Here is a 23,901-nt window from a genome sequence, read left to right on the forward strand (position 1 = left end):
AGGATCAGCGTCAGGGCCGGCAGCACCAGATAGGAAGGCTGCAACCATGGGGAGACGGCCGGGTCAAGCAGGGAAACCGCCGGAAGAATCGGGAAGACCGTCGTCGAGAGAAGGAGAATGAGGCCGATGGCCAGGACGAAGGCAGGAAGAGCCTTGAACAGGATGACCGCATTCATCGTCCAGCGATCGAGCCTGCTGTCTCGCCGGATCGCGAGCGCGATTCCGCCGAGAAAAGCTATCGGGACCGCAAGAACAAGCACGATCGCCATAAGTACGGCCGAGTTGCCGAGCCGGTCGCTCACGATCTTGCCGGCCGCAACGCTGGAGTCGAGCGAAACGCCGAAGTCGCCCGACGCGGCGCGCACCGCCCACCTCGCATATTGAACGGGGATCGGGCGATCGAGCCCGAGCTGGTGCTGGAGAACGCGGATGCTCTCCTCGCTTGCATCGGGCCCCAGGATCACGCGCGCCGGATCGGACGGCAGTGCCTGGGTCGCCGCGAAGACGAGCAGGGAAATCACCAAGGCAGTTGCCAGGCCGGACAGAACGCGGCCGCCCAGCCAGGGAAGCCAGGCCGGAAGGGAAATGCCTCCTTTCGAACGCTCCGGCGTCCGGGCGATTGCGCCGTCCTCCGGTTCACCCGCTTCATGGGCCTGCCTTGGTTTCGGGGAGTAGATCGTCGCCATGCGATGCCCTTGCCGTTATATATCCGCCGCTTCGTTCGCTCGGCGTGGTTCCCGTCAGCCCGGTGCCTGCTCCAACGCCTTTTCCACAGGAGCGATCGGCCTTGGTTCACTCATCCGAAGTGAAGGCACCCGAAGCGAAGGCACTTCGAAGCCGTGATCGAGGTCGAGCAGCGGGAACAGCAGCTCCGCCACCCGGTGCGCCTCGGAAATCAAAGGGAATCCCGAGAGAATGAACGCATCGGTGCCCTGCTCCGCATATTCGCGAATGCGGGCCGCGACGTTCTGCGCGCTGCCCACCAGCGTGGTACCGGCAGCCGGCCCCATGATGTCGAAGCCGAACCACGCCGGTCCGACCCAGACGTTGGGGTAGACTTCAAGGTCGCGGGCACTCGGCAGGCGGCCTGACTTGACGATGTCGATATTGCGCTGGATCTGCGGATCGGGACTGCGATAGGTTTCGATCGTTTCGCCGGGCGGCAGCCGCATGCGGATCGAGCGCAATGCATGATCAACCGAGGAGCGCTGGAGCAGCCATTCGGCGTAGTCCCAGGCCTCTTCCTCGGTTTCGCGCACGACGATTTGCAGACGCGTGCCGTATTCGAGCGTGCGCCCGATCTTTTCGGCTTCCGCCCCGACGCGCCGGAACTTCTCGCCCAGCAGCGGCGGTGTATTGGCGAAGCTGAGATAGGTATCGAGCAGCTTCACCGAATGGGCGACACCGGGCGCGGACGTGCCCGCGCCCCAGAGCGGAACCCCCGCCGACTGGTAGGGCCCGGCCCAAACTCCCATCGGTGCGCCGCCTTCCGCGCGCGGTGCCAGTTTCACGAAGTTTCCTTCGTAGCCGCTACGGTCGCCGGCATAGACCTTCCGGAAGGCATCCCAATATTCGAAGCTGAAATCGTAGCGCTCGTCATGGGGGTAATGCACGCCCAGCGCTGCCAGCCCGGCGTCGTTGCCATTGACCACGTTGAAGAGCAGCCGCCCTTTGGAGAAGTGATCGAACGTCTGCGCGTATTTCGCCAGCACCGCCGGCGACAGCTCGCCGGGATGTTGTGCCACGAGAAATTTCATCCGCTCGGTCGCCGGGATCATCGCGGCGGCCACGGCGAGGCTTTCGTAAGTGCTCGACCCCAGAAGCGCCCCGTAGAAGCCCAGCTTGTCGATCGTCTTGGCAAGCTGTTCGAGATGATCGAAGCCGGTCTGCCAGCGCCCTTCCTCGACCCATGGATACGGGCCATCGGGCGCGGTCAGATACCAGAGCAGCTTTACGGGACGGGTCATGGATATGCTCCGGGGATCAGTCGAGGTCGGTGACGGGCAGCAGGCCGAGGCCGCGCGCTTCATCGTAGCGCTTGCTCATCTTCCACTGCTGACGCAGCACGCCTGGGCCGTAAGTCCGCGATCCACCCAACGCCTGGGCCTTGATCTGGATGTCCGCGCCCTCTTCCAGCAGAAGGATGAACTCGGCGAGGTCGCGAAGGCCCTTCCAGCCCCAGACGGTGGCGCCGCCGTTGGCTTCGAGGATCGCAGGGGTGAACGGGTTTTCGGCGAGCTTCTCGTTGATGAAGTCCTGCTCGTCCTGGCGACGATCGATGTAGACCGGCAGTTCGCGGGCGAGGTGGAAACGCTGGACCGGCACATAGCTGATCGGCAGCGTCCGGTGGCTCTGGGCCCAAGCCCCAAGATTGGGCGAATGGACGTGGCTGAGCGAGGTGATCGTCGGGTTCTGATTGAACACCTTCAGGTAGCGGCCATTGGCACGACCCTTGAAGGCCGTCCCGTCCAAGCCTGTGACCGTGAAGGAAAGCGGCTTCACGCTGTGGGTGCTGCGATCGAACGGGTGTGGCAGATTCACGCTGACGATCTTGTCTTCACCGGGGACGCGCTCGATGAAGCCCACGGTGCCGTTTGCGGTGATCGTGCCGGTCTCGCGATAAGCCCGGAAGATTTCGGCCGCCTGCACGACGACGTCGTTCGCAAAGTCGAGCACGGTCGAGTTCAGGGGAGGCGTATTCGTTTCTTCGGGGGTCTGGACTGCAGTAGCCATCTTGTGTCTCCTCGGTAAATTCAGGCGGCGCGGCTTCCCGCGCGGCGTTCCAAAGCGGCCTCGAGCGGCCTGCGGTCGATCCACGCATCGACGTCCACGTCGTGTTCGAGGAAACCGTGAAGCCACAGGAAATTGGCCTGCTTCTTGAGCAGCTCCACGCGTTCTTCCGACAGATCCGGATGCAGGGAGCGATGGAAGTTGTTGCGATACGCGGCCTCGACGCTCGCAGCCCCGGCGTAGGTTTCCTTCTGGAGGATCCCGCGCAGGGCAGGCAGATTATGCGCTGCCCAGTCGGCCGCGCGCAGCGTCTGTTCGAGGAACCGCACGACCAGGTCGAAATGATTGTCGAGCAAGTCGCGGCTGACGGTTATCGGGCGCGGGGTGCCGTTGTTGACGCGGGTGTGGCGACTTGGATAGCCGTCCAGATCGATGCCCACGACGACCCCTGCGCGCTTCGCCGCGTCCACGGCGGAGGCGCCCTTCACGTAGACGGCATCGACGATGCCGGCCTCCAACGCCTCGATACCCGACCACATCCTGGCCAGGTTGACAGAGGAATCCTCCGAAGGCGGCGCCAGCGGCACATCCACGAACGTTACGTCCTCAAGCGTCAGCCCGGCAATGCCGAGGGCGCCCCTGATGCCCGCCAGCGACATGCCCCTGGCGATGCTGCTGCCGCGCGTGACGCTCCAAGCGGGGAGCGCGATACGCAGGCCTTTGAGCTGGGCCGGTTCGATCGGTCCCGTCTCTCGTCGAACGAGGATCGCCTGCCATTCGTCGATCCAGGTCAGGCCGATCAGCCGCGTGGGCGTGCCCTTGGCCTTGGTGGCGAGCGCGGGAATGTTGCCGCCCTCGCGGAACAAACCGGCAAGGTCATGTTCGTTGTGATGGGCGCGCATGGCGCGCGGCTTGTCCTGCAAGGCTTCGACGCGAAGCCCGTCTCGCGCGAATTCCTCGCTCAGCCAGCCGAGCGAGTGCGCGATTCCCGATGCCGTGGGCACCGGACAGCGGGTGAAGAGGATGCGGTCGAGCCGGCCTGCTGCGGCCGCCTCGCCAAGGCTGTGAACATTGTCGGTCATGAGAACTCCGTCATGTCCAGATCAGAGCAAACACCGTGCCAGAAGCGTAAATCCGCCACTTTGGCGCTTGGTTTGGGAACCAATGCGCAGATTTGAGCAGGCCGCGCCGGTCCTGCTGCGCGGTTCTGCTCACACCCACATCTGGTCGAAGCGCCAGGTCGGGAAGTGCGAGCGCTCTGCCTCGATCCCACCCACGCGGGGACCGACGCCGTCAAGGGTGTTGGCGAAGCCCCAGATCAGCAGACCGCCTTGTTCATGCTGGATCCGCTGCATCTGGTGGACCAGTTGGGACCGAGCCGGGACAGCCGGTTCGGCAAGCGCCTGATCGAACAGCCGGGCAAAAGCCGGGTCATGAAAGTTGGTCTTGTTGGACACCGAACTGGGCGCATCGATGTGCAAAGCCGTGGAGAGCCAGGGGACGCCCAGCGTTCCGCCCGTGCTGATCGCCCAGCTTGTCTTCGCAGGCCCCGCGAAAGTCGCGGCGTCCACCTGACGCAAGCGCAGATCCACCCCCGCCTTCTTTGCTTGTTCAGCCAGGACCAGCGCCGATGCGACATGGGCGGGGCCGACCACCAGTTCCGTGCGCAGGCCCTCCTGCCCCGCCTGGCGCAGCAGACTGCGTGCCCGGTCGAGGTCGTGCCGTCGCTGGGCTATGGCCTGATCGAACGTTGGATCCTGCGGCGCGTAGAGGTCGTTGGCGATGCGCCCCTCCCCCTGGAGCGCGCGGCGCACCAGTTCCTCCCGATCGGCCAGGAATCGAAACGCCTGCCGCACGCGAACGTCGGCGAAGGGCCCCTCCCTCGTGTTCATGTCGAACGACTGCCAACCGTTGGTGGGCGACACCAGAATACGGGCACGGCTATCGCGGCGGATCAGCCCGGCCTGTTCCGGCAGGATGGCGTTCGCAAGATCGATCTGCCCTGCAAGGAGCGCTCCGATCCGCGCGGTCTGATCCTTGAACTCGATGATTTCGAGTTCGTCCGGATAGGGTCGACCCGGCTTGAAATAGTTGTCGAAGCGCTTGAACGTAGCGCGTTGCCCAGGCTCGAACTTGTCGATCCGATAAGGGCCTGCTCCGATGGGATTGGTCACGGGATGGTAGTCGGCAGGCACGATGCCGCCGAAGTTGGTCCAGGTCTCCGGCAAAGCCACGAAACCGCGCCCTTCCCGGATGGGAATGCGCACGGTGCGCTCGTCGAGCACTTTCACCCCGTCCCGATCGACCGGCGAGACGAGCGCGCCGTAGGGAGAGGCCAACGCAGGATCGGTGATCCGCCGGATCGAAAACAGCACGTCCTGTGCAGTGATCGTCTTGCCGTTGTGAAACTCCAGCCCCGGTTTCAGCCGGATGTCCCAGGCACTGGCGTTGCGATTAGGCTCGACCGATTCCGCCAGGGCAAGGCGGGGCTGCATGTCGCCGTCCCATTCCCACAGCTTGGCGTACATGGCGAAGCCGCGAATGGTGCTGCCAAGCCCCAGCGGCTTGTGCGCATCGAGGTTTCCGGAGCGTTCGCCGTCCAGGATGCCCAACCGCAGCTTGCCACCCCGGCGCGGCGCGGCAGGCGCCTCGCTCGTGCTTTCGCTGCGCGGGCCGCATCCGGACAGCAGCAGCGCTGCGCCTGCGGCTCCACCGATGAGGCTGCGTCTGGTCATTCCGTCCATCTCTTGCGCTCCTCAGCTATTGCCGCGTGCAGCTAGCCCGCCGCCGGAAACCAGCGGAACCGCCTGGTCCGGTCCCTCGCCCGCCAGCGTCAGACGCGGCGCGCGGAAGCGCGGCAATACGTGTTCGCCAAGCCGGTAGATTTCTTCCAGATGGGGATAGCCGTTGAGGAAGAACCACGAGAGCCCCAGGTCGGCGAACTGCCTGATCTTGGCGGCAACGTTCTCGTAGCTGCCGACGAAGGCGAAGCCCGGCGGGATGCCGATATAGCCGAACCCGCCCCATAGATGCGGCTCGACGAAGAGGTCGTCGAAGTCGTTCACGTCGCGCCCGTTGTACCGCTCGAAACGGGCGCGATTGGTGTCCGACATATGGGCGGAGCGCTCCGCGGCGGCCTTCACTGTGCCTGCGCGCACGCCCTCGTCGAAGAAGCGCTTGGCTTCGGCATAGGCCAGTTCGTCGGTTTCGCGTGCGATGGCATCGACCGAGACGCCGAAGCGGATCTTGTCGGCCCGGCCGTACTTCACTGCCCGTTCCTTCACATCGGCGATGGCGCGCGCGACATGCTCGGGAGATTCCGCGAGGACGAGGTAATAGTCGGAATGCCTCGCCGCGAGTTCCTTGGCGCCCTCGCTGGTGCCGGCAGAGCAGATCGTGGGTATCGGCGCGCGCGCCAGCGGCCCGCGCAGACCGCCGCCATCGGCCTGGTAATAGCGGCCCTTGTAGTGGAAGTTCTCGCTGCCCCAGAAACCCTTCACGAGATCGAGAAACTCGATGGCGCGCGCATAGCGCTCGTCATGCGGCAACGGTTCGCCATTGGCGCGCAGCAGGCCGTCCGAGCCGCCCTGGATCACGTTCCAGACGAGACGCCCCCCGCTGATCCGCTGGAAACTCGCGGCCATCTGCGTGGCCTGCCAGGGGCTGAAATGGCCGGGATGGAAGGCATCCACGAAGCGCAGGCGCTTCGTCTCCCGCGCCAGCGCCGCCGAGACGATCCAGGGCTCGTCACCGAACGGCGCATTGACAAGCAGTGCGCCGGAGAAGCCGTTGATTTCGGCCGCACGGGCAACTTGCGAGAGATAGTCGATATAGGCGAAGTCGTCGCCCACCGCGAACGAGGAAACCGCGCCGGTGCTCGCATGAGGCTGGCGGTTCCAGTCCCCGCGATTGCGGTTGTCCCCCGGGATGAACTGCGTTTCGCCGTGCAACGGCAGGCGTGCGAAGAACTCGATGGTCATGGCGGCACTCCACAAGTTGTGGAGCCTTACAAAGCAGTATTCGTGCCAGTCCCCCGATACGCAACTTTTCGCCCCGGCCTGCCTCGTCGCTTGTGCAGAAATCAGCAACTTTCGCGGTCCGGCTGCGCAACCTGGCGCAGCGATCCCCGCCTACGCGGGCCTGACTACCGCCATTGCCCGGTTGGCATGGCCCTTGCTCCCTCCTCTTCGCAACATCACACGAGGAGAGCACCGTGTCCCCAACCCTGCCCCAAGCCGGCGACCGCGCGCGCGGCACGCATGGAGACGCACCGCAATGACCGGCACCATGTCTTACTCCCGCCGCGCCTTCCTCGCCCGCGGGGCAGCCCTTTCCAGCGGGGTCCTATTGGGCGCCGGCCTGCTGGCCGGATGCAGCGAGGACAAGCAGGGCAAGGCGCCGTCCGGCGGCACCCCGAGCCCAGGCGGCAAGGCCCGGCTTGCCATCATCGCCGGCGCGCAGACCGGCAACCTCGACGCGCATAAGCCGCTCGGCACCGGTTCGTTCCGGGGTTGGGCTCTTTACAGCAAGCTGTGGGAATGGAAGCGCGACGCCAACCCCGGACTGGCGCTCGCCGAGTTCGCCGAAGTCAACGACGACGCTACCGAATGGACCATTCGCCTCAGGAAGGGGCTGGAGTTCCACCATGGCAAGTCGATCACCGCAGAAGATGTGGTGTTCTCGATCCTGCGTCTTACCGATCCCGCACTCGCCTCGCCCTACGGCTCCTACCTGCCCTCGTTGCAGCGCGGTGACGTCAAGGCGCTCGATCCGCTGACGGTCCGCATTCCCTTCGAGCAGGGCCACGGTCTTGCCGCGCTGCCCGAACTGTGGATGAGCTGGGGCGGCATCGTCCCGACCGATTATGATCCGGTGAACAATCCGGTCGGCGCCGGTCCCTATCGCCTCAAGAGTTTCACGCCCGGACAGCGTTCGGTGTTCAGCCGTTTCGAAAACTACTACAAGCAAGGCCAGCCCTATCTCGACGAAGTGGAGATCATCGACTTCAAGGATCCGATCGCGCGGCTGCAGGCGATGCAGACGGGGCAGGTCGACATCGCGCCGTCGATCGGTTTCGAACAGCTCGCCTTCTTCAGGAACTCTTCCCAGTTCCAGGTTGTCTCCTCCGAGACGGACGCCTGGCATGGCTTCGCCATGAACCTGTCGAAAGCGCCGTTCGACGATCCGCGCGTGGCAAAGGCCTTCCGCCTGATCGCCGACCGGCCGGAACTGGTGAAACGCGTGCTGCATGGGCAGGGCCGCGTCGCCAACGATCTCTATGCGCCCAGCGATCCCACTTTCAACCACGACATCCCCCAACGCCGGCGCGACCTTGCCGAGGCACGCAGCCTGTTGCGTTCGGCAGGACACGGCGGCGGCCTTGCCGTCGAACTCGTCACCACGGCGGGGGCGGGCGGTAACGCGGCGATCGTCTTCGCACAGCAGGCGCGAGAGGCGGGCGTCGATGTCAAGATCAAGCTGGTCGACGATTCCATCTTCAACGGTCCGGACAAGAACAACTGGACCTTCAGCACCGTGGTCGGTGTTTCGCGCCCGTTCCTGCTCACGCTGCAACAGCATGACGGGCCGCGCTCGGCGGGAAACCGGACTCATTTCGACGATGCCGAATTCACCCGACTGGTCACGGCCGCCGCCGCCCAGCCCGATGTGGAGAAAAGGAAGGCTCTCGTCGGCGAGGCACAGCGCATCCAGCACGAGCGCGGCGGACTTCTCATCTGGGGCTTTGCCAACAACCAGGATGCCGCCTCCAGCCTGATCGGCGGCGTCACCCCGGACCGGACCGCCTTTTCCGCATGGCGCACCGATGCCCTGTGGCGCCGTACCTGAACACTTTGCACGAAAGGACCATTCGATGAGCGATACCGAAATCTGGTTCACCCGCTGCGGCGGCGCCACCGCCTCCACCATCGCGATCCAGCGCAATTTCCTGCAAGACGAATTCGCGGACGGCAGTGCCGTGCTGCGATCGCTCCAGGAATCGAGCGACCGAACCTTGCGCGAAAGCCACTTCGACCACTCGAACCCGGCGATGCTGCGCGAAGGCGGCAACATACCCCCCATCTGGGCGCGATCCAGAGGTGCAGACACGGCCGTTCTGGCGATCAGCTGGGTCGATGAATTCCAGTCCATCGTCGCGCGGGCCGACAGCACGATTCGCTCCCTGGCCGAACTGCGCGGCAAACGGCTGGCGGTCCCGCTCTATGCGGATATCTCGATAGACTTCCAGCGCGGCGCGAATTTCCATGGGTTGGCCAATGGTCTCGCAATCGCCGGGCTGGGCGCAGCGGATGTGACTTTTATCGACGTGCCGGCGGAACGCGGTGCCGGGCGTGGCGGCTCGGGTTCCGCGGAACTTCAGGCCCTGTTCGACGGCCGCGTGGATGCGGTGTTTCTCCGCCAATCCTCCGGCCTGCGCCTGTTCAACGAACACGCCGAACGCCTGCGCGAACTGGTGCGCCTCACCGAGCAGCCCGATCCGTTCCGTCGGATCAACAACGGCACGCCCCGCCCTTTGACCGTGCATCGACGGTTCCTCGCCGAGCATCGCGATCTCGTCGTGCGCTACATCGCCGCGCTGATCCGCGCCGCCGATTGGGCGGAGGCCAACCCCGGCGAGGCGCTCGACGCGCTCAGACTTGAGGATGGCCGCTCCGACCGCCGGACCATCGCCGCGACGTTTCCGCGCTACGCCACCAGCCTGCATCCGAAACTCACCGAAACGTACATCGCCGGCCTTGCGGCACAGAAGGACTTCTTGCGCGACTGGGGCTTCCTGGAAGCCGACTTCGACGTGCGCGAGTGGATCGATCGCGGCCCGCTGGAAGAAGCCATCGCACTGGTCGCCGCCCAAACTGCCGTAGCGGCCGAATAGCCGCCGACCTGTTGGAAAAGGGCCGCGTCCGCAACGCGCGGCCCTTCCTGCGGGATTACAAAATCTGCGCCGCCTCCTCAAAAGCAAGCCTCGGCCCTCGTTCCCGGATGTCCCGGCGATCACCATAGCCCAGATTGAGAACGAGCAGCGACCTGAGCCGACCGTCCGGAAAGAGTTCCCGATCCAGGGCAGCCGCATCGAAACCGGTCATCGGGCCTGCGTCCAGTCCTACGCCGCGCGCCGCCACGATCAGGAATGCCGCCTGCAAGGCCGCGTTCAACACACCTGCCGATCGAATGCGCTCTTCCTCGACGAAAAATGCGCTCACGTCGCGGCCGGGCAGAAGCACGGGTAGATGCTCGAAAAAGCGGCTGTCCCAGGCCACGACGACATTGAGCGGGGCGGCAAGCGTCTTTTCGCGATTGCTGCCTGACAAGGCTGGAGCCAGCCTGGCCTTGCCCTCCTCGCTGCGGATGAAGACATAGCGCCCGGGCTGGGAATTGAAGCCGGTGGGCGCCAGCTTGGTCAATTCGTAGAGCTTGTGGATGGTCGCATCGTCGACCGCGCGGTCGAGGAAACGATGGTTGCTGCGGGCAGCGCCGAAGATCTGGTCCAGCGCTTCGGCGGCGAGTATGGCGGTCATGACTATCCGTCCTTCAAGTTGCAGATACGAGCGAACGCGCTCGCTTTGCGTTGAGCAGCGGCACCTCGAAACCATGGTCGAGGTCTAGCAGCGGGAAGAGCAAGTGCGCCACGCGGTGCGCTTCCTCGATCAATGGCCAGCCGGAGAGAATGAAGGCCCCCGTCCCTTGCGCCTCGAACTCCCGGATGCGGGCCGCCACGTTTTCCGCACTGCCGACGAGCGTGGTGCCTGCGCCCGGCCCGAGCAAACCGAAACCGTGCAGCGCCGGGCCGGTCCAGATGTTCGGATAGATCTCGTAATCACGCGCGCGCGGCAATCGTCCGGCGCGGATCGCGTCGAGATTGCGGTTTACCTGATCGTTCGGACTGCGATAGGTTTCGAGCGTCTCGCCGGGCGGCAACTGTCGCCGCAGCGACTGGTGCGCGTAGTCCAGAGACGTCTGGTCGACCAGCCACTGCGCATAGTCCCACGCTTCTTCCTCGGTTTCGCGCACGATGATCTGGAAACGGGTGCCGTATTCGAGCGTCCTTCCCAGCTTGGCCGCTTCGGCGCCGACCCGGCGGAACTTGTCGCCCAGCCGCTGCGGGGTATCCGCAAAGCTCAGGTACGTATCGAGAAGCTGCACCGAATGCGCCACCCCCGGCGCTGAGGTTCCCGCGCCCCAAAGCGGCACCGGCGGTCGCTCCGCCCCGGCATGCGCAGGACGATAGCCTCCGGGCGGCGGCGGCGCCAGTTGCACGTACTTGCCATGAAATCCTTCGGGCGAGCCCGAATAGGCGTGCTTGAACGCACGCCAGTATTCCAGGCTGAAATCGTAGCGCTCGTCGTGCGCAAGGTGCATGCCGTAGGCCTGCTGGGTGGCATCGTTGCCGTTCACCGCGTTGAGCGCCAGGCGCCCGTTCGAGAAGGTGTTGATGGTCAGCGCGATCTGCGCCAGCTTCGCCGGTGACAGCAGACCGGGGTGAATGGCGCCGAGGAATGTCATGCGCCGCGTCACCGAAAGCGTCGCCGCCGCCACGGTCAGTACGTCGTTGCCACCATAGCCGGTCGCAAGCAGCGCGCCGTAGTATCCCAGCTTGTCGATCGTCGCGGCAAGCTGCTGAAGATGGTCGAACCCCGTATCCCAGCGCCCTTTTTCTTCCCAGGGCACGACCCCATCGGGCGCGGTGAGGTACCACAAGATCTTCACTGCCATGTCCGTTCCACTTCTTGCTGTTGCAGAAGCAATGCCCTCCGCGGGAGCGGCATGAAGGCCGCGCTCCGCTCTCAGGCTCGCCATGACGAGGATCGAAGCAAGACCCGCGCCATTTTCACGGAACGGCGCCCGTCATCATCATCCTGGCCAAATGGAACGCGGGAACCGAGCCCATTACTGATCAAGGACCAGCAACTCTGCTGGCAAATCACCACGACTAGCGATCCTCTCCACGAATACCGCCGCGAATACCTTCTCTGGCACGTCCTTTGCTTCAAGGCTTGCAAGGGTGGTGCGGTCCACAAGCGACCTACAGCGAGGCGTTCGGCTCCACCCTCGGGGAAACACCGAAATCATCGGCTCGAAGCAGGAGCAATTCATGCGCGTCACCAAGTACCTTCACGGCATAAGCGTCATCGGGCTCGTCTGGTCGGGGGCCACCCATGCCGAAGCACGCGCCGCCGATAAGGAAGCCGCTGCCTACGCGGAGGATAATGCCGAGAACGCGAACGGTTCGATCACCGTCAACGGCGAGCGCATCAACACGGAAACCTCGGTTCTGCCGACACGCGCACCCTCCTCGATCTATGGCACTGCCGAGCCCATTCTCAACATTCCCCGTTCGGTAACGCAGATCAATGCCGAGCAGCTCACCAAGGACATCATCACCAGTTCCGACGATCTGGCGAAATATGCGCCGGGTATCACCCGAGGCGGCGGCCAGAACGCGGGGATCGCGCCGCAACTGCGCGGCCAGGCCTCCGAGGTGTTTCAGGACGGCCAGCGCGGCTATTCCGTACGCCACCCGGCCAACTTCAACGCCTATGAAGGCGCGGACATCGTGGCCGGGCCTTCCTCGGTGATCTTCGGATCGGTGACCGGCAGCGGCGGCTATATCAACTATATCTCGAAGAAGCCGGATTTCGACCAGCGCCGCTCCAGCGTGAGTGCCCGCATCGGCACGCTGATCCCCGACGGCGACAGCAGATTGGCCTTCACCGTCACTGGCGACGATACCGGCCCGATCAGCGACACATTGGCCTATCGCACCAGCGTAACGGTGCAGAAGCAGGACGACTACTACGACAACGTCAAAAACAACTACTACGCCTTCTACGGCGCGCTGGCCTGGAAACCCGACAGCCAGTTCCGCGCCGACCTGAACCTGTCCTACGACGATTACTACGACTGGAACGTCACGCACGGCTGGAACCGCGCCACCCAGGATCTGGTAGACCACGGGCTCTACGATGCCGGCCGCGCGACCCCGGTGATCCAGAACGGCTCTGCCTACTGGTCTCCGGTCTTTGCCTCGGGCGCTGCCGACTCCGCGACGCTGGGCTGGGTAAGGCGGGCACGCAATTCCGATGGTCGGTACGTCGTCGTGCCGGGATCGTTCCAGGCCGGCTCGCCCAATACCCAGACCAGCCCCGGCACCGTTCGCGGCTGGGTCTACGATCCTTCGCTGCAAGGAAACGAACAGGTCAAGCTCTCACGCCAGCGCTCTCAGCGCGCGGAAGACAAGAACACCGCCAGTCGCCTGACCGCACAGCTCCGCCTGAACTACGAATTCGGGGAGAACACCAGTCTGGTGAACAGCACGTTCTACCAGCGTTCCAACGACACGACCGACGCGGTGGGATCGTTCCAGGTGCAATCGCGCGATCGCATCTTCGACAACCGCCTCGAACTGCGTCACCGTTTCGAAAACCTGTTCGGGCTGGATATCGACGATGACAGCAATACCGGCGTGATCTACCGCCGGGAGACGAACCGCTCCATCGCGGCGAACAACAGCTTCTTCAACATTTATGCCTACGATCTGACGCTCGATCCCTCGACCAAGAACCCCGGCGATCTGCTGGGGCTGACGGGATCGAACCCTAACGGCGGAAACGCCGCATGGATCGGAACGGCCGGCGTACCGCAATATTCCAGTTCGCTGGGCTGGCTGAGCCTGCCGCCGATGTATTATGCAGGGAACGGCCTCTACGCGGAATCGGTGGCGTCCTACACGTCGCAATCCAAGTGGAGCACGACCACTATCTTCACCCAGCACAACCTCAAGTTCGGCACGTTCGCCGGTCTCAATGCCGGCGCGAGCCACAGCTGGGTCGATGCTTCCATCAAGAACCCCTTCGTGCTCCCCGGCGGCAACGACCGTGCCGACAGCGGGCTCTACAAGCTCTATTCGGTCCAGGTCAGCCCTTATGTGAAGCCCACCGCAAATTCGACGATCTACTTCACTTACGACCGCTCGATCGCCATCAATACCGGCGGTTTCGCCAACGGCCTGAGCTGGGGCAGCGGCGCGGCCGCCAACCTGCTCAACCCGCTTCAGTTCGACAGCCTGAGCGAACTCTACGAAGTCGGCTTGAAGGCGGAGCCGGTAGCCGGTCAGTTGTTCTTCACGCTTGCCGGATTCTGGCAGGCGCGCGACCAGAGCCCCGATCAATTCAATAACATCGCACGTCTCAAGGTGAAGGGGATAGAGATCACCTTGCGCTATCAGCCGAACGAAGCCTGGCGCACAGGTGTCAATTTCAACTATCTGTCGGCCTACAATGAATATACCTCACAGGCCGGCTTCGCGCCGCGCGGTTTCGTGCCCGATAACGGCACCGTGTTCAGCGACAGCAATGTGCTGAACCAGCTTCCCTCCGGGCGCTACGATGCCGTGCAGATCCCCAAGTACAACCTCAGCGGCTATATCGACTGGCGCCACCCTTCCGGCTTCGGCGCCGAGCTTTCCGGCTGGCTGACGAGCCCCTGGTATCTAAACCTCAGCAAGACGGTGCGGATACCCACGAGCTACAACCTGGACCTGGGGGTCTTCTACCGCCAGCCTCGCTGGAACGCAGCAATCCAGGTGCTCAACCTGACCGATCAGCGCAACTTCGTAAGCGGGCTTGCCGGCTCGACGAACGCCTTCCTCCAGCCGACGCGAGGCCGTTCGATCGTAGCGCAGTTCGGCGTCAATTTCTGATGCCGGTCAATTTCTGATGCCGGTCGCGAAAATCGCGCTATCGCTCGGCCCGCGCTTCGCCCGTCCGGGGTTGAACGGCCATTGCGGCGGGTCCGGCTGACACCTTGGAGATGGGCGCCTCCCGACGAGGCGCCCATCGTGCTTCACTGCAGATGCGGTTCGCAGATCGACTCGATCCGCTCGCCGGCAAAGAGCTTCTTCACGAAGGGTATGGAATCGCGCAAGGAGGCGTTGACCGTCGCGCTGTGCCCCAGCCCTGCATAAACGTGGCCCTCCACCACGGAGCCGGCAGCGCAGGCATCCTTCATCAGGGTCAATTGATTGAGCGCGGACGGCGTCAGGTCCGAGGCTCCTGTGCCGATGAAGATCGGAACTTGCAGCTTCAGCGTGGGGTAACGACTGTAGCGCGCAGCGCGCTCGTCGGCGGACGCGAGGAAGCGGCGGTAGCGTTCGCCGGGCGTGGCCAGGAAGGTCTCGGCACGCGTGAAGGCGCCGAACTCGGCATCGGCCTCGACGGCAGCAAGGCAGCTCGTCCGCGCCTTTTCCGCGAGGGCCGTGCCTTTCTGGCTGAACACGTCGGAGAACTGCAGCGCAGGATCGAACTGCCGCGAAACCACGAAGCCGAACAGGCTGTAGACGATGCTTTCGTCGAAGACGTTGGGGTTGGGCTTGACGGGCGGCGGCGGGAGCGGCGGCAAGTCAGGCGAACGGTTGTAGATCACGCCGGTGCCGACGGCGCCTTTGAGGTGAATGTCGGGCGCGTAGCTCGGGGCATAGGATGCCGCGCCGAAAGCGGCGGCGCCACCCTGCGACTGGCCGACGATCACGGCCTTGTTGGCGATCTGAGGCACGCCGTTCACAGCCGCGCGGATACTGTCGAGCACGCCGTAGGAAATCGCGGGAATGTTGATGAGCGGATGCGGCCCCGGCACGCCGAGCCCTTCGTAGTCGGTGGCGACAACGGCGTAGCCCTGCTGCAGCCAGCGATTGAGATAGGCCGTGTCGCGATAGGACCGGCCTGCCCAGGACGGTGCGCAGATATCCGCAAGACCCACGGTCCCGTGCGCCCAGGCGATGACGGGCCAACCGCCCGCAGGCGCCTTGCCTTTGGGCAGGAACAGCGCGCCGGACACGACGATGGGTGTCTTGCTGTCGAAACCGCTGGTCGATGTATAGAGGATGCGAAGCTGTCGCCCCGCGCTAGACAGGCCGATGGTTTCCGGCAGCGGCTCGCTCCGCAGTAGCTTGCCCGGCGTGGAGGGTATCGCCTGTTTCCATTCGTAGAACGGCGAGACCCGGCCGTCGCCCTGCTCCGGGTCGGCGCGCGGTGCGCTCTGCGCGATTGCGGGCGGCGGCGCCAATGACGCGGTCATCACCAGCAGCGCGATACATCGTGCGCCAAAACGGCGTCCTGCCTTGGAAAACGGAGTATCGGGGATCGACATGAGCGCGGACCTTTCTCGGCGTGTTGGTCCGGCTTCAGAAGCAACATGCGTGCCGTTCGACCAAAACGGCGGCCGGACGAACCACTGCGCGCAGAAAGCCCGTCGGGCTGCGCCGATATGCGCAGCGCAAGGACAGCATTCCACACTGTATTGGCGATCTGGTCGTATCGAAACACGCGCTGCGCAATTTTCGACAGTCCTCCTCCTGAAAATGCGTCTCCCCCTCTCCAAACCGCCATTTCGAGCGACTGGCACGGACCTTGCTGAAATTAGAGGCAGTCCGCATTGGCGAAGGGAGTCGCTCCGCAGTGCAAGCCACAAGTCCCCGAAACGTGACATCCGGCCCAGCGGTGGTGCTGCTTCGGATCGCCCCCCTTGCCGTGCTGCTTGTCCTGTGGGAAATCGCAGCCCTCAGCGGCGCCTGGCCCCGGCAAGTGCTGGTGCCGCTCGAGCAGGTCGGCGCCACCTTGGTGGCGCTTGCCACCAGCGGCGAGCTGGAACGTCACCTCCTGGCAAGTCTCTACCGGCTGGCGAACGGGTTTGTCGCGGGCAGCCTGTTCGGTATCGCCATCGGCACCGCCATGGCCCTCTCGCGCGGTGTCCATCGGCTGCTTTGGCCGACGTTCACATGCGTGCGGCAGGTGCCGGTAATCGCCTTCATTCCCTTGCTGATCTTGTTCTTCGATGTTGAGGACAGCTTCAAGATCGTGATCGTCGCCATGGCCAGCTTCTTCCCTTCGGCGCTCGCAACGCATGATGCCGTGCGCGACATCCCGGAGAGCCACCGCGAAGTCGCTCGCCTCTACCGCATGCCGCTGCTGCCGTTCCTGCGCCGGCTGATCCTGCCCGCCACGGTTCCGCAAGTGCTTACCGGCCTGCGCCTGGGCCTGACGCGTGGCTGGCTTTCGCTTGTCGCGGCCGAACTGCTCGCGGCCGACAGCGGGCTTGGACAAATGATGGAGATGGGACGCCAGCTGTTCCAGATCGACGTGGTGCTCTCGGGCGTCTTCGTGGCCGGGCTGGTCGGCTTTCTGCTCGACGGTTCGATGGTCCGCCTCGAACGTCGCCTGACCCGTTGGAAAGGGGCATGACATTGCAGGTTTTCCAACGCCTCCCGCCGCGCCTGCGATCTCTGGCGCTTGCGCTGCTGTTCCCCGCGCTGGTGCTGGGCTGGTGGGAATGGGAATCGCGCCAGAGCGCCGGCCATGCCTATGCCTTCGCGCCGCTGGAACAGATCGGTCGCAGCTTCGCCGAGATGCTCGCCGACGGCTCGCTACCCCTTCATGCGGGAGCCAGCCTGCAACGCGCCCTTACCGCCCTGCTGATCGGTGGTTCGATCGGCGTGGCGACGGGCATCGCGACCGGGCTCTCCCGTCTGCTGGACCGTACCGCTTCGCCGCTCATCACCACAATGCGCCAGGTACCGATCCTCGGCTGGCTGCCTCTGGTGGCGCTCTGGTTCGGCAATGGCGACGGTGCCAAGCTGCTGCTCGTCTCGCTCTCGGCCTTCTACCCCACCGTCTTGAACACCCAGAAGGGCATGCAGGCCGTCGAGCAGCGCTATGCCGAAGTCGGGCGGCTCTACGGTTTCACGCGTATGCAGGCCTTGCGCCTGATCGCCTGGCCCAGTGCCCTGCCCCTGATTTTCACCGGCATCTCGCAGGCGCTCGCCTTCTCGTGGATCGCCACCATCGGCGTGGAACTGCTGTTCAGCGCCACGGCCGGCCTCGGCACCGAGATGATGGCCGCCCAGGTCGCCGCCCGAACCGACGTGGTGCTCGTCTGCGTCGCCTGCGTCGGCGTGATGGGATTCACGCTCAACCAGCTTTTCGCTCTCCTGCGCGCGCGTCTGCTGCGCTGGCAGGGCGCTGCCGCAAGATAGGACAGGCCATGACCGACCACCGAACCCTCCGCGATCCCGCACCCAAACCCGCGCAGGACGGAACCGGCGCCGTCCGCATATCCGGCCTGTCCAAGCACTATGCGATGGGCGGCAAGGCGATGACCGTACTCGACGGCATCGACCTCGCCATTCGGCCGGGCGAGTTCGTCAGCATCGTCGGCCCATCCGGCTGCGGCAAGTCCACGCTGCTGCGCCTGATCGTCGGGCTGGATACCGATTACGATGGCGAGATCCGGCTCGACAATACGCGGGTCGCGGGAACCGGGCTGGAGCGCGGACTGGTGTTCCAGGACCACCGCCTGTTCCCGTGGATGACCGTCGCGAAGAACGTCGAGGTCGCCCTGCTCAACCAGAAACTTCCGCGCGAGCGGAGGGACCGGCTGATCGCCGAGCACCTCGCACTCGTCGGCCTGTCGGACTTCGGTGACGCCTATCCGCACCAGCTTTCCGGCGGCATGGCCCAGCGCGCGGCGATCGCCCGTGCCCTCGTGAACGAGCCCAAGGTTCTTGCCCTCGACGAACCCCTGGGCGCCCTCGACGCGCTGACCCGCGTCAAGGTACAGGCGGAACTCCAGCGGATCTGGATGGAAGCCGGCACGACCATGATCATGGTCACGCACGACGTGGACGAGGCGCTGTTCCTGGGCGACCGCGTGGTCGTCATGTCTTCCCGTCCCGGCCGCATCGCCCGGATCGTCGATGTCGACCTGCCGCATCCCCGGGACCGCGCCTCGCCGCTGCTGCACCGCCTTAAGGACGAAATCCTTGCCGAACTTACCCGCGAACCGCGCGAGGATGACGGCACGCTGGTTACTTTCCCCGCTCGCCCGCGCGGCTGAACGCCTTTACTTTCGGAGTTCCATCATGACCAAAGGCCGTGCCGTCCTGGCCCTGCTGCTTCCATTGTTCGCCCTTGCCAGCGCCTGTTCTCCCAAGGGCGGCGAAGCGGAAGAGAAAGTCGTCGACATCGCCGGCATCGTCTCCCCCAAGGACGGCAAGAACGAATTCATCGGCGGCCTGGCCCGCATCCAGGAAGACGGCTGGCTCGACGCCGAACTCGCCAAGAAGGGCTGGAAGGTACGCTGGGTGCCGGTTCCGGCCTCGGTCGGCGGCCCGGTGGTCAACGAAGGTTTCGCGGCCAAGACCATCGACCTGGCCGCCTATGGCGATCTGCCATCGGTGATCGCCATGGCGGGCGGGGTGGACCTGCGCCTCGTGGTGCCCAGCCGCGCCGGGACGAACATCTATCTGGCGGTCGGCAAGGATTCTACCGCCCGCACCCTTCGCGACCTCAAGGGCAAGCGGATCGCCTTGCACCGCGGGCGCCCGTGGGAGGCCGGCTTTGCCCGTTACGTCCAGTCGCAGGGCATGACGCTCGACGATTTCAAGATCATCAACGTCAATGCCGTGGCCGGTCAGGCCGCGCTGACCAGCGGCAAGGTGGACGGCATCGTCCTCATCCAGGCCGAGGCTTACGTGCTTCAGGACAAGGGTCTGGCCCGCATCCTCTGGTCCACCAGCAATGCACCGGAAAGCTGGAAGATGACCGCCGGCACCTTCGCCCGCAAGGACTTCCTCGATGCCCATCCCGATATCGTGCAGACCGTCGTGACCGCCTTCGTCCGACAGGCGCAATGGTCCAGCGACGAGAAGAACCGGGACACTGTGCTGTCGTGGGGAACTCTGGGCGGCACGCCGCTGGCCGCCGTCATCAAGGATACCGACAACAACCCGCTGCCCTGGCGCCAGCGCTACTCGCCCTTGCCCGGACCGGCCATTCAGGAGCACTTCGACTTCGTGGCGGACTATGCCTCGCGCACCGGGCTGACGCGCAGCAAGGTTGACGTCTCCAATCTGATCGACCGGCGTTATGTCGATCAGGCGATCAAGGATCTGAAGCTTGAAGGCTGGTGGAGCGATCCCGCCGCGCGCTGAGAGCGGGAGACGCAAAAAAAGCCCGGCGCGACGGACAGTCGCGCCGGGCTTTTTGTATCGTCGATCGGCGTTATTCGGCTGCTTCCAGCCGCTGCACGGCCTGATGACCCAGGAGCGGCAGGACTTCCTCACCCACGCGGTAGGCCTCTTCAAGGTGGGGTGTGGCCGCAAGGATGAACGAATCCGCGCCCAACCCGATCAGTTCGTCCAGCCGCGCCGCGACGTTTTCGTAGCTGCCGACGATGCCCAGCGCGGGGCCGGGACGCAACAGGCTGAAGCCGCCCCAGACATTGGGGGAGACGATGAGATCGCGGTAGTCGCGCGCTTCCGCCACGCCGAGCCCCGACAGGCGGCTGACCCCCACGGAATCGCCGCGACGCTCGCCGAATGCCTCCCGGCTTTCCGCCTTGACGTTGGCGAAGCCGAGTTCGATCTCGCGCCAGGCTTCCTCCTCGGTCTTGCGGGCAACGACCTCGACGCGGATGGCGCACTTGATTCCCCGGCCGATCTCGGCAGTGCGCGATTTCACCTGGTCGAACTTCTGGGCAAGCTGTTGGAACGGCTCGAGCCAGGACAGGTAATAGTCGGCATGACGTGCCGCCGATTGCAGCGCCGCTTCGGACGAGCCGGAGAAATAGATCGTCGGCAGATCCTCACGCGAGAGCGCCGGGGCCAGAGCGGCATTCTCCACTTCGTAGAAGCGGCCCTTGTGCGTGAACGGACCGTTCTTCCACACGCCCTTCATCACGTCCAGAAACTCGGTGGTTCGGCCATAGCGGTCGTCGTGGTCGAAAGGATCGCCCCACCACCGCTGGGCAGGTCCACCGCCGCCGGTGATGATGTTGTACACCACCCGTCCATTGGTGGCCCGCTGAAGGCTTGCCGACATGCGCGCCGCACGCACCGGATTGAGAAATCCGGGCTGGAACGCAATCATGAAGCGGAAGGCCTTGGTCGCCCGCGCCAGTGCGGCGGAGATCACCCAGGGATCGTCGGTCATCGGGAAAGAGGGCAGCAGTCCTCCCACGAACCCGGAGATTTCCGCAGCGCGGGCAATCTCCGCCATATGATCCAGATAGCTGGTGCCGTCCGGTTCTCCGTTCACCCAGCCCGGCGCCTGGTTTCCGGGTGCGAGCGGGGTCCAGTCCCCGCGATTGGTGCTGCGTTCGCGCAGCGAGCTGCTGCATCCGTGCGTGGGAATGCGCCAGTAGAAATCGATGCTCATCTGTCTGGTTCTCCGTCAGGCCGCAAGCGCGGCCGAGGCGTGGAAGCGGCCGATGACCTGCTCGCCTGCGATATGGACTTCCTGGATCTGGTCGGGCGCGGACAGCACCGCGATATCGAGCCCGGCCTGTGCCAATTCACCGAGCTTCGCGACCACTTCGTCGAAAGTGCCCACCAAGGCCGAATGCGAAAGGTTGCGGCGTGCATGCTCTACGGCAACGTCTTCTGCCTCGGCACGGGCCAGCAGCGGCAGGTGCGCAGCGATCTTGAGCGCGGGATGGCTCTTCCGCAGCGATGCGATGACGTCGGCCACCGAACCCAGCGGCGCATCCGTATCGATCAGGAGCACGTCTGCCTGCCTCAGCAGTTCGGAGCCGGGCTTATCGGACCAGCGCAGCCAGATCGGCGGCCGCCTCCGTTCCTTCACCAATCCCCCGAACCCGCCTTTCTCGACCACGAAATGACGTCCTTCCTGATCGAAGGGCCCATCGTCCCAGATGCCGTCCAGCAGGGTCAGCAACTCGCCGGTGCGCTCCGCCCGGTCTTCCACCGGAAGCGTATCCCCGGCGCTCGGCCCTTCGCCGCTGTCGATCAGCCAGCCCTGCCGGTCGCCGGAGAAACGCTGGACGCTCGCCGCCATCTTCCCCAGATAGACCCCAGACGCCGATCCGGGGGCGACTGTGGTGACGATCCCGACACGGCGGGTTTCACGCAGCAACGCGCCTGTCACGATCCAAGGCTCCTCGCCCTGCGGCTCATCGGGGACGACGATGCCGTCGAAGCCGGTCAACTCGGCGGCCCGCGCGACTTGCGTCAGATAATCGTAGTGGTTGATCTGGAGGCGGCGACTGACGCCATCGCGTGTCGGAGCCCAAGGCCGCCCTCCTTCGGCCCACTCACCGCGCCCGCGATCGGCCGGCGCATCCGTTGAAAGGTGCCAGTAGAAACTCAGCGCCATTTTGCTCTCCTTCGAAACATTCGGTTCGAAGAACGGAAAGCATGGATCATGCCATGCAAGGCAATCCGACCCGAAACCGCTCAGACAGGATCGAATGGAAGGCCTGCTGTGCATTTCTGCGCAACGCCCAGGGGGATTTCGCGCAGCGTTCGCGTCCTTACCGCCTCGTCTTTCGCGATACCGCTCTGGCACAGGCCTTGCTAGAATACCGCGGTCTTCCTTGAAGAACGGTGGATGGAGATGATACCTCGATGATAATGGGCGACGTAGGTAAACTGGATCGGATCTGGCTGGTGCGCTCCCCGATACCGGCCGCCTCGTCCATCGCCTGGTCGCTCGGTTGGCTCGACGAAGAATTCGCTCCCGACGGGATCGCCGTGGAATGGATCCGCGAAGACAGGCTGCGCGTGGCCGAACCGGACCACGCAGTGAAGGCGCGCAACCTCTTTCGCGAAGGCGGCAATATCCCTGCCCTCGCCGCGCGTGCGCTGGGTACGGAGACCCGCGTCATCGGGCTCACCTGGATCGATGAGCGTCAGGCGATCATGGTCCGTCCCGGAGAGGAGATATTCGATCCGCGACAATTGCGCGGCCTGCGGTTCGCCCTGCCCGGCTATGTCTCCACGCGGGGCGCCTCCGTCGTGCGCGGCATGTCGCTGCACGGGATAAAGAACGCCCTGCGCCTGGCGGGCCTCACCCTTGAAGACGTGCATTTCGTGGATGTGCCGACACCGCAGGTCGATTTCTCCGAACCGCAGATAATGCAGCGCATGTGGTCGGGCCTTCCGGCGCTGGTGGATGGCCGGGTCGATGCGGTCTACGTCAAGGGCGCCGCCGCCGCTGAGGCGGCCCAGAAGCTGGGGCTGGTAGTCGGCATCGATCTCGACGCCTATCCCAGCCGAATGACGCGGGTGAACAACGGCACTCCGCGCCCGATCGTCACGCATCGCCGCATGATCGAAGAGCATTTCGACGTGGTCGTGCGCTTCCTGCTGTGCAGCCTGCGTGCGGCGGACTGGGCCGCGCGCCACCCTGCGCAGCTCCGCCACATCCTCGAGCGCGAGACGTTCTCCGGCCCGGCCGGTGTGGAAGCAGCCTATCGCGACGGCTTCCACCGCGCGCTGCACCCCGACCTTTCGCCCGACCGGATCGACATGCTGCGCGCGCAGGAACAGTTCCTGCGGCTTTATGGCTTCCTGGAAAGCGCGGTGGATATCGATGGCTGGATCGATGCACGCCCGCTTGCCGCTGCGCTCGCTCTGCGTGCAAACGACCGCGCCGCCTGAACTTTCCCACACCGCTGGCGAACCGGTTCAGATCCGCGCACCGGCTGCTTCATTCTGCGCAATAAGTCCCGAGATTTCGAACCGGCCTGCCGGTTTGGTGCGGTTATCCCAAGTGGCACGCGCCTTGCTCCTGCGATCGCGAACACATTCGCAATCGAGGAACCAAGTACGTCATGGCATTCAGGGAACCTTCCCCATTTCCTCTCGCGCGCCGCGTCGGCGGAACAAGCGTCTTCGCGCTGGCATTGGCGCTTTGCGCCCCGGCCCATGCGGAAGCCGCAGCCGGCGGAGCCGATGCCGAGAGCTTGGCTGACGACGCAAGTTCCGCCGATTCCGTCAGCGATGCGGGCGGCAACGCGATCCTCGTTACCGCGCAGAAGCGAACCCAAAGCGTGCAGGACGTGCCCGCCTCGGTCGTGGCTCTGGGCGGAGACGCCCTGCGCGATCGCCTCATCACCCGCGCCAGCGACATCACCCGCTTCGTGCCGAGCTTCAGCGCCGACACCTCCGTGGGCAACCTGACGCCCCGCTGGTACTTGCGCGGGATCGGCAACTCGGTCCCCGGCAACGGGCAGACCAGCCCGGTCGGCATCTATCAGGACGAAGTCTACCTGGGCATTCCGGTGGCGCAGGGCTTCCCGATCTTCGACCTCGAACGCGTCGAAGTGCTGAGAGCCCGTTTGAAAAATGCCCGAGAGGGCATT

19 protein-coding genes and 1 pseudogene are annotated in these 23,901 nt (G+C 64.7%); 9 read left to right on the plus strand and 11 right to left on the minus strand.

Features of this window, described 5'->3' with window-relative positions:
- The 6 genes and pseudogenes from RT424_RS15895 to RT424_RS15920 form a co-directional block, all read right to left on the minus strand.
- Positions 1–686, minus strand: a pseudogene (locus RT424_RS15895) (ABC transporter permease); the annotation flags it as partial.
- A gap of 54 nt (positions 687–740) precedes the next feature.
- Positions 741–1,967, minus strand: coding sequence for an LLM class flavin-dependent oxidoreductase (locus RT424_RS15900; RefSeq protein ID WP_313440281.1), 1,227 nt, complete (start codon positions 1,965–1,967; stop codon positions 741–743).
- Between the two features lie 16 nt (positions 1,968–1,983).
- The gene (locus RT424_RS15905; RefSeq protein ID WP_313440283.1) at positions 1,984–2,733 is read right to left on the minus strand and encodes a class II aldolase/adducin family protein; all 750 of its coding nucleotides are present in this window, start codon (positions 2,731–2,733) and stop codon (positions 1,984–1,986) included.
- Between the two features lie 20 nt (positions 2,734–2,753).
- On the minus strand, positions 2,754–3,812 hold the full coding sequence (locus RT424_RS15910; protein WP_313440285.1) for an ABC transporter substrate-binding protein: 1,059 nt from the start codon (positions 3,810–3,812) through the stop codon (positions 2,754–2,756).
- Between the two features lie 129 nt (positions 3,813–3,941).
- Positions 3,942–5,465, minus strand: a complete 1,524-nt coding sequence (locus RT424_RS15915; RefSeq protein ID WP_313440287.1) for an ABC transporter substrate-binding protein — start codon at positions 5,463–5,465, stop codon at positions 3,942–3,944.
- A 21-nt stretch (positions 5,466–5,486) separates the two neighbouring features.
- Positions 5,487–6,710: an LLM class flavin-dependent oxidoreductase gene (locus tag RT424_RS15920; RefSeq protein WP_313440289.1), complete on the minus strand. Its 1,224-nt coding sequence runs from the start codon at positions 6,708–6,710 to the stop codon at positions 5,487–5,489.
- A gap of 295 nt (positions 6,711–7,005) precedes the next feature.
- On the opposite strand from RT424_RS15920, the gene RT424_RS15925 reads away from it, so the two are divergent.
- A complete protein-coding gene (locus tag RT424_RS15925; protein ID WP_313440291.1) occupies positions 7,006–8,577 on the plus strand; it encodes an ABC transporter substrate-binding protein in 1,572 nt (523 codons plus the stop codon).
- A 25-nt stretch (positions 8,578–8,602) separates the two neighbouring features.
- Positions 8,603–9,622, plus strand: a complete 1,020-nt coding sequence (locus RT424_RS15930; protein ID WP_313440293.1) for an ABC transporter substrate-binding protein — start codon at positions 8,603–8,605, stop codon at positions 9,620–9,622.
- A 55-nt stretch (positions 9,623–9,677) separates the two neighbouring features.
- On the opposite strand, the gene RT424_RS15935 is transcribed toward RT424_RS15930, so the two are convergent.
- Together RT424_RS15935 and RT424_RS15940 are read right to left on the minus strand one after the other, a co-directional pair.
- Positions 9,678–10,265 (minus strand): malonic semialdehyde reductase, encoded by a 588-nt coding sequence (locus RT424_RS15935; RefSeq protein WP_313440295.1) that lies wholly within the window; start codon positions 10,263–10,265, stop codon positions 9,678–9,680.
- A gap of 13 nt (positions 10,266–10,278) precedes the next feature.
- A complete protein-coding gene (locus tag RT424_RS15940; protein WP_313440297.1) occupies positions 10,279–11,460 on the minus strand; it encodes an LLM class flavin-dependent oxidoreductase in 1,182 nt (393 codons plus the stop codon).
- Positions 11,461–11,839: 379 nt separating this feature from the next.
- On the opposite strand from RT424_RS15940, the gene RT424_RS15945 reads away from it, so the two are divergent.
- Complete coding sequence (locus RT424_RS15945) at positions 11,840–14,446, plus strand: TonB-dependent receptor domain-containing protein (protein WP_313440299.1); 2,607 nt, start codon at positions 11,840–11,842, stop codon at positions 14,444–14,446.
- 143 nt (positions 14,447–14,589) lie between these two features.
- Here RT424_RS15945 and RT424_RS15950 read toward each other — a convergent pair whose 3' ends face one another.
- The gene (locus tag RT424_RS15950) at positions 14,590–15,891 is read right to left on the minus strand and encodes a lipase family protein (protein ID WP_313440301.1); all 1,302 of its coding nucleotides are present in this window, start codon (positions 15,889–15,891) and stop codon (positions 14,590–14,592) included.
- A 332-nt stretch (positions 15,892–16,223) separates the two neighbouring features.
- Here RT424_RS15950 and RT424_RS15955 point away from each other — a divergent pair, with 332 nt between their 5' ends.
- Genes RT424_RS15955 through RT424_RS15970 form a run of 4 tightly spaced genes read left to right on the plus strand, consistent with a single transcriptional unit; the run spans position 16,224 to position 19,729 of the window.
- The gene (locus RT424_RS15955) at positions 16,224–16,982 is read left to right on the plus strand and encodes an ABC transporter permease (RefSeq protein ID WP_313440303.1); all 759 of its coding nucleotides are present in this window, start codon (positions 16,224–16,226) and stop codon (positions 16,980–16,982) included.
- Positions 16,979–17,773, plus strand: a complete 795-nt coding sequence (locus RT424_RS15960; RefSeq protein ID WP_313440305.1) for an ABC transporter permease — start codon at positions 16,979–16,981, stop codon at positions 17,771–17,773. The genes RT424_RS15955 and RT424_RS15960 overlap by 4 nt, the downstream gene beginning before the upstream one ends.
- Before the next feature lie 8 nt (positions 17,774–17,781).
- Complete coding sequence (locus RT424_RS15965; RefSeq protein ID WP_313440307.1) at positions 17,782–18,633, plus strand: ABC transporter ATP-binding protein; 852 nt, start codon at positions 17,782–17,784, stop codon at positions 18,631–18,633.
- 25 nt (positions 18,634–18,658) lie between these two features.
- Positions 18,659–19,729, plus strand: coding sequence for an ABC transporter substrate-binding protein (locus RT424_RS15970; RefSeq protein ID WP_313440309.1), 1,071 nt, complete (start codon positions 18,659–18,661; stop codon positions 19,727–19,729).
- Between the two features lie 70 nt (positions 19,730–19,799).
- Here RT424_RS15970 and RT424_RS15975 read toward each other — a convergent pair whose 3' ends face one another.
- Both RT424_RS15975 and RT424_RS15980 read right to left on the minus strand, forming a co-directional pair.
- Positions 19,800–20,954: an LLM class flavin-dependent oxidoreductase gene (locus tag RT424_RS15975; RefSeq protein WP_313440311.1), complete on the minus strand. Its 1,155-nt coding sequence runs from the start codon at positions 20,952–20,954 to the stop codon at positions 19,800–19,802.
- Between the two features lie 15 nt (positions 20,955–20,969).
- On the minus strand, positions 20,970–21,911 hold the full coding sequence (locus tag RT424_RS15980; protein WP_313440313.1) for an LLM class flavin-dependent oxidoreductase: 942 nt from the start codon (positions 21,909–21,911) through the stop codon (positions 20,970–20,972).
- Positions 21,912–22,168: 257 nt separating this feature from the next.
- On the opposite strand from RT424_RS15980, the gene RT424_RS15985 reads away from it, so the two are divergent.
- Positions 22,169–23,197 carry an ABC transporter substrate-binding protein gene (locus tag RT424_RS15985; RefSeq protein WP_313440315.1) on the plus strand — a complete coding sequence of 343 codons (1,029 nt, stop codon included), beginning with the start codon at positions 22,169–22,171 and terminating at the stop codon, positions 23,195–23,197.
- Positions 23,198–23,370: 173 nt separating this feature from the next.
- A partial coding sequence (locus RT424_RS15990; protein WP_313440316.1) for a Plug domain-containing protein occupies positions 23,371–23,901 on the plus strand: 531 nt, incomplete at its 3' end.

The sequence above is a fragment of the Novosphingobium sp. genome, from assembly GCF_032093395.1.
Taxonomy (GTDB): Bacteria; Pseudomonadota; Alphaproteobacteria; order Sphingomonadales; family Sphingomonadaceae; genus Novosphingobium.

Coding starts and splice junctions, on each gene's coding strand:
- RT424_RS15975 (WP_313440311.1), bottom strand. CDS start 20,954: ATGAGCATCGATTTCTACTGGCGCATTCCCACGCACGGATGCAGCAGC.
- RT424_RS15970 (WP_313440309.1), top strand. CDS start 18,659: ATGACCAAAGGCCGTGCCGTCCTGGCCCTGCTGCTTCCATTGTTCGCC.
- RT424_RS15950 (WP_313440301.1), bottom strand. CDS start 15,891: ATGTCGATCCCCGATACTCCGTTTTCCAAGGCAGGACGCCGTTTTGGC.
- RT424_RS15910 (WP_313440285.1), bottom strand. CDS start 3,812: ATGACCGACAATGTTCACAGCCTTGGCGAGGCGGCCGCAGCAGGCCGG.
- RT424_RS15980 (WP_313440313.1), bottom strand. CDS start 21,911: ATGGCGCTGAGTTTCTACTGGCACCTTTCAACGGATGCGCCGGCCGAT.
- RT424_RS15935 (WP_313440295.1), bottom strand. CDS start 10,265: ATGACCGCCATACTCGCCGCCGAAGCGCTGGACCAGATCTTCGGCGCT.
- RT424_RS15960 (WP_313440305.1), top strand. CDS start 16,979: ATGACATTGCAGGTTTTCCAACGCCTCCCGCCGCGCCTGCGATCTCTG.
- RT424_RS15965 (WP_313440307.1), top strand. CDS start 17,782: ATGACCGACCACCGAACCCTCCGCGATCCCGCACCCAAACCCGCGCAG.
- RT424_RS15900 (WP_313440281.1), bottom strand. CDS start 1,967: ATGACCCGTCCCGTAAAGCTGCTCTGGTATCTGACCGCGCCCGATGGC.
- RT424_RS15905 (WP_313440283.1), bottom strand. CDS start 2,733: ATGGCTACTGCAGTCCAGACCCCCGAAGAAACGAATACGCCTCCCCTG.
- RT424_RS15945 (WP_313440299.1), top strand. CDS start 11,840: ATGCGCGTCACCAAGTACCTTCACGGCATAAGCGTCATCGGGCTCGTC.
- RT424_RS15930 (WP_313440293.1), top strand. CDS start 8,603: ATGAGCGATACCGAAATCTGGTTCACCCGCTGCGGCGGCGCCACCGCC.
- RT424_RS15925 (WP_313440291.1), top strand. CDS start 7,006: ATGACCGGCACCATGTCTTACTCCCGCCGCGCCTTCCTCGCCCGCGGG.
- RT424_RS15915 (WP_313440287.1), bottom strand. CDS start 5,465: ATGACCAGACGCAGCCTCATCGGTGGAGCCGCAGGCGCAGCGCTGCTG.
- RT424_RS15920 (WP_313440289.1), bottom strand. CDS start 6,710: ATGACCATCGAGTTCTTCGCACGCCTGCCGTTGCACGGCGAAACGCAG.
- RT424_RS15985 (WP_313440315.1), top strand. CDS start 22,169: ATGGGCGACGTAGGTAAACTGGATCGGATCTGGCTGGTGCGCTCCCCG.
- RT424_RS15940 (WP_313440297.1), bottom strand. CDS start 11,460: ATGGCAGTGAAGATCTTGTGGTACCTCACCGCGCCCGATGGGGTCGTG.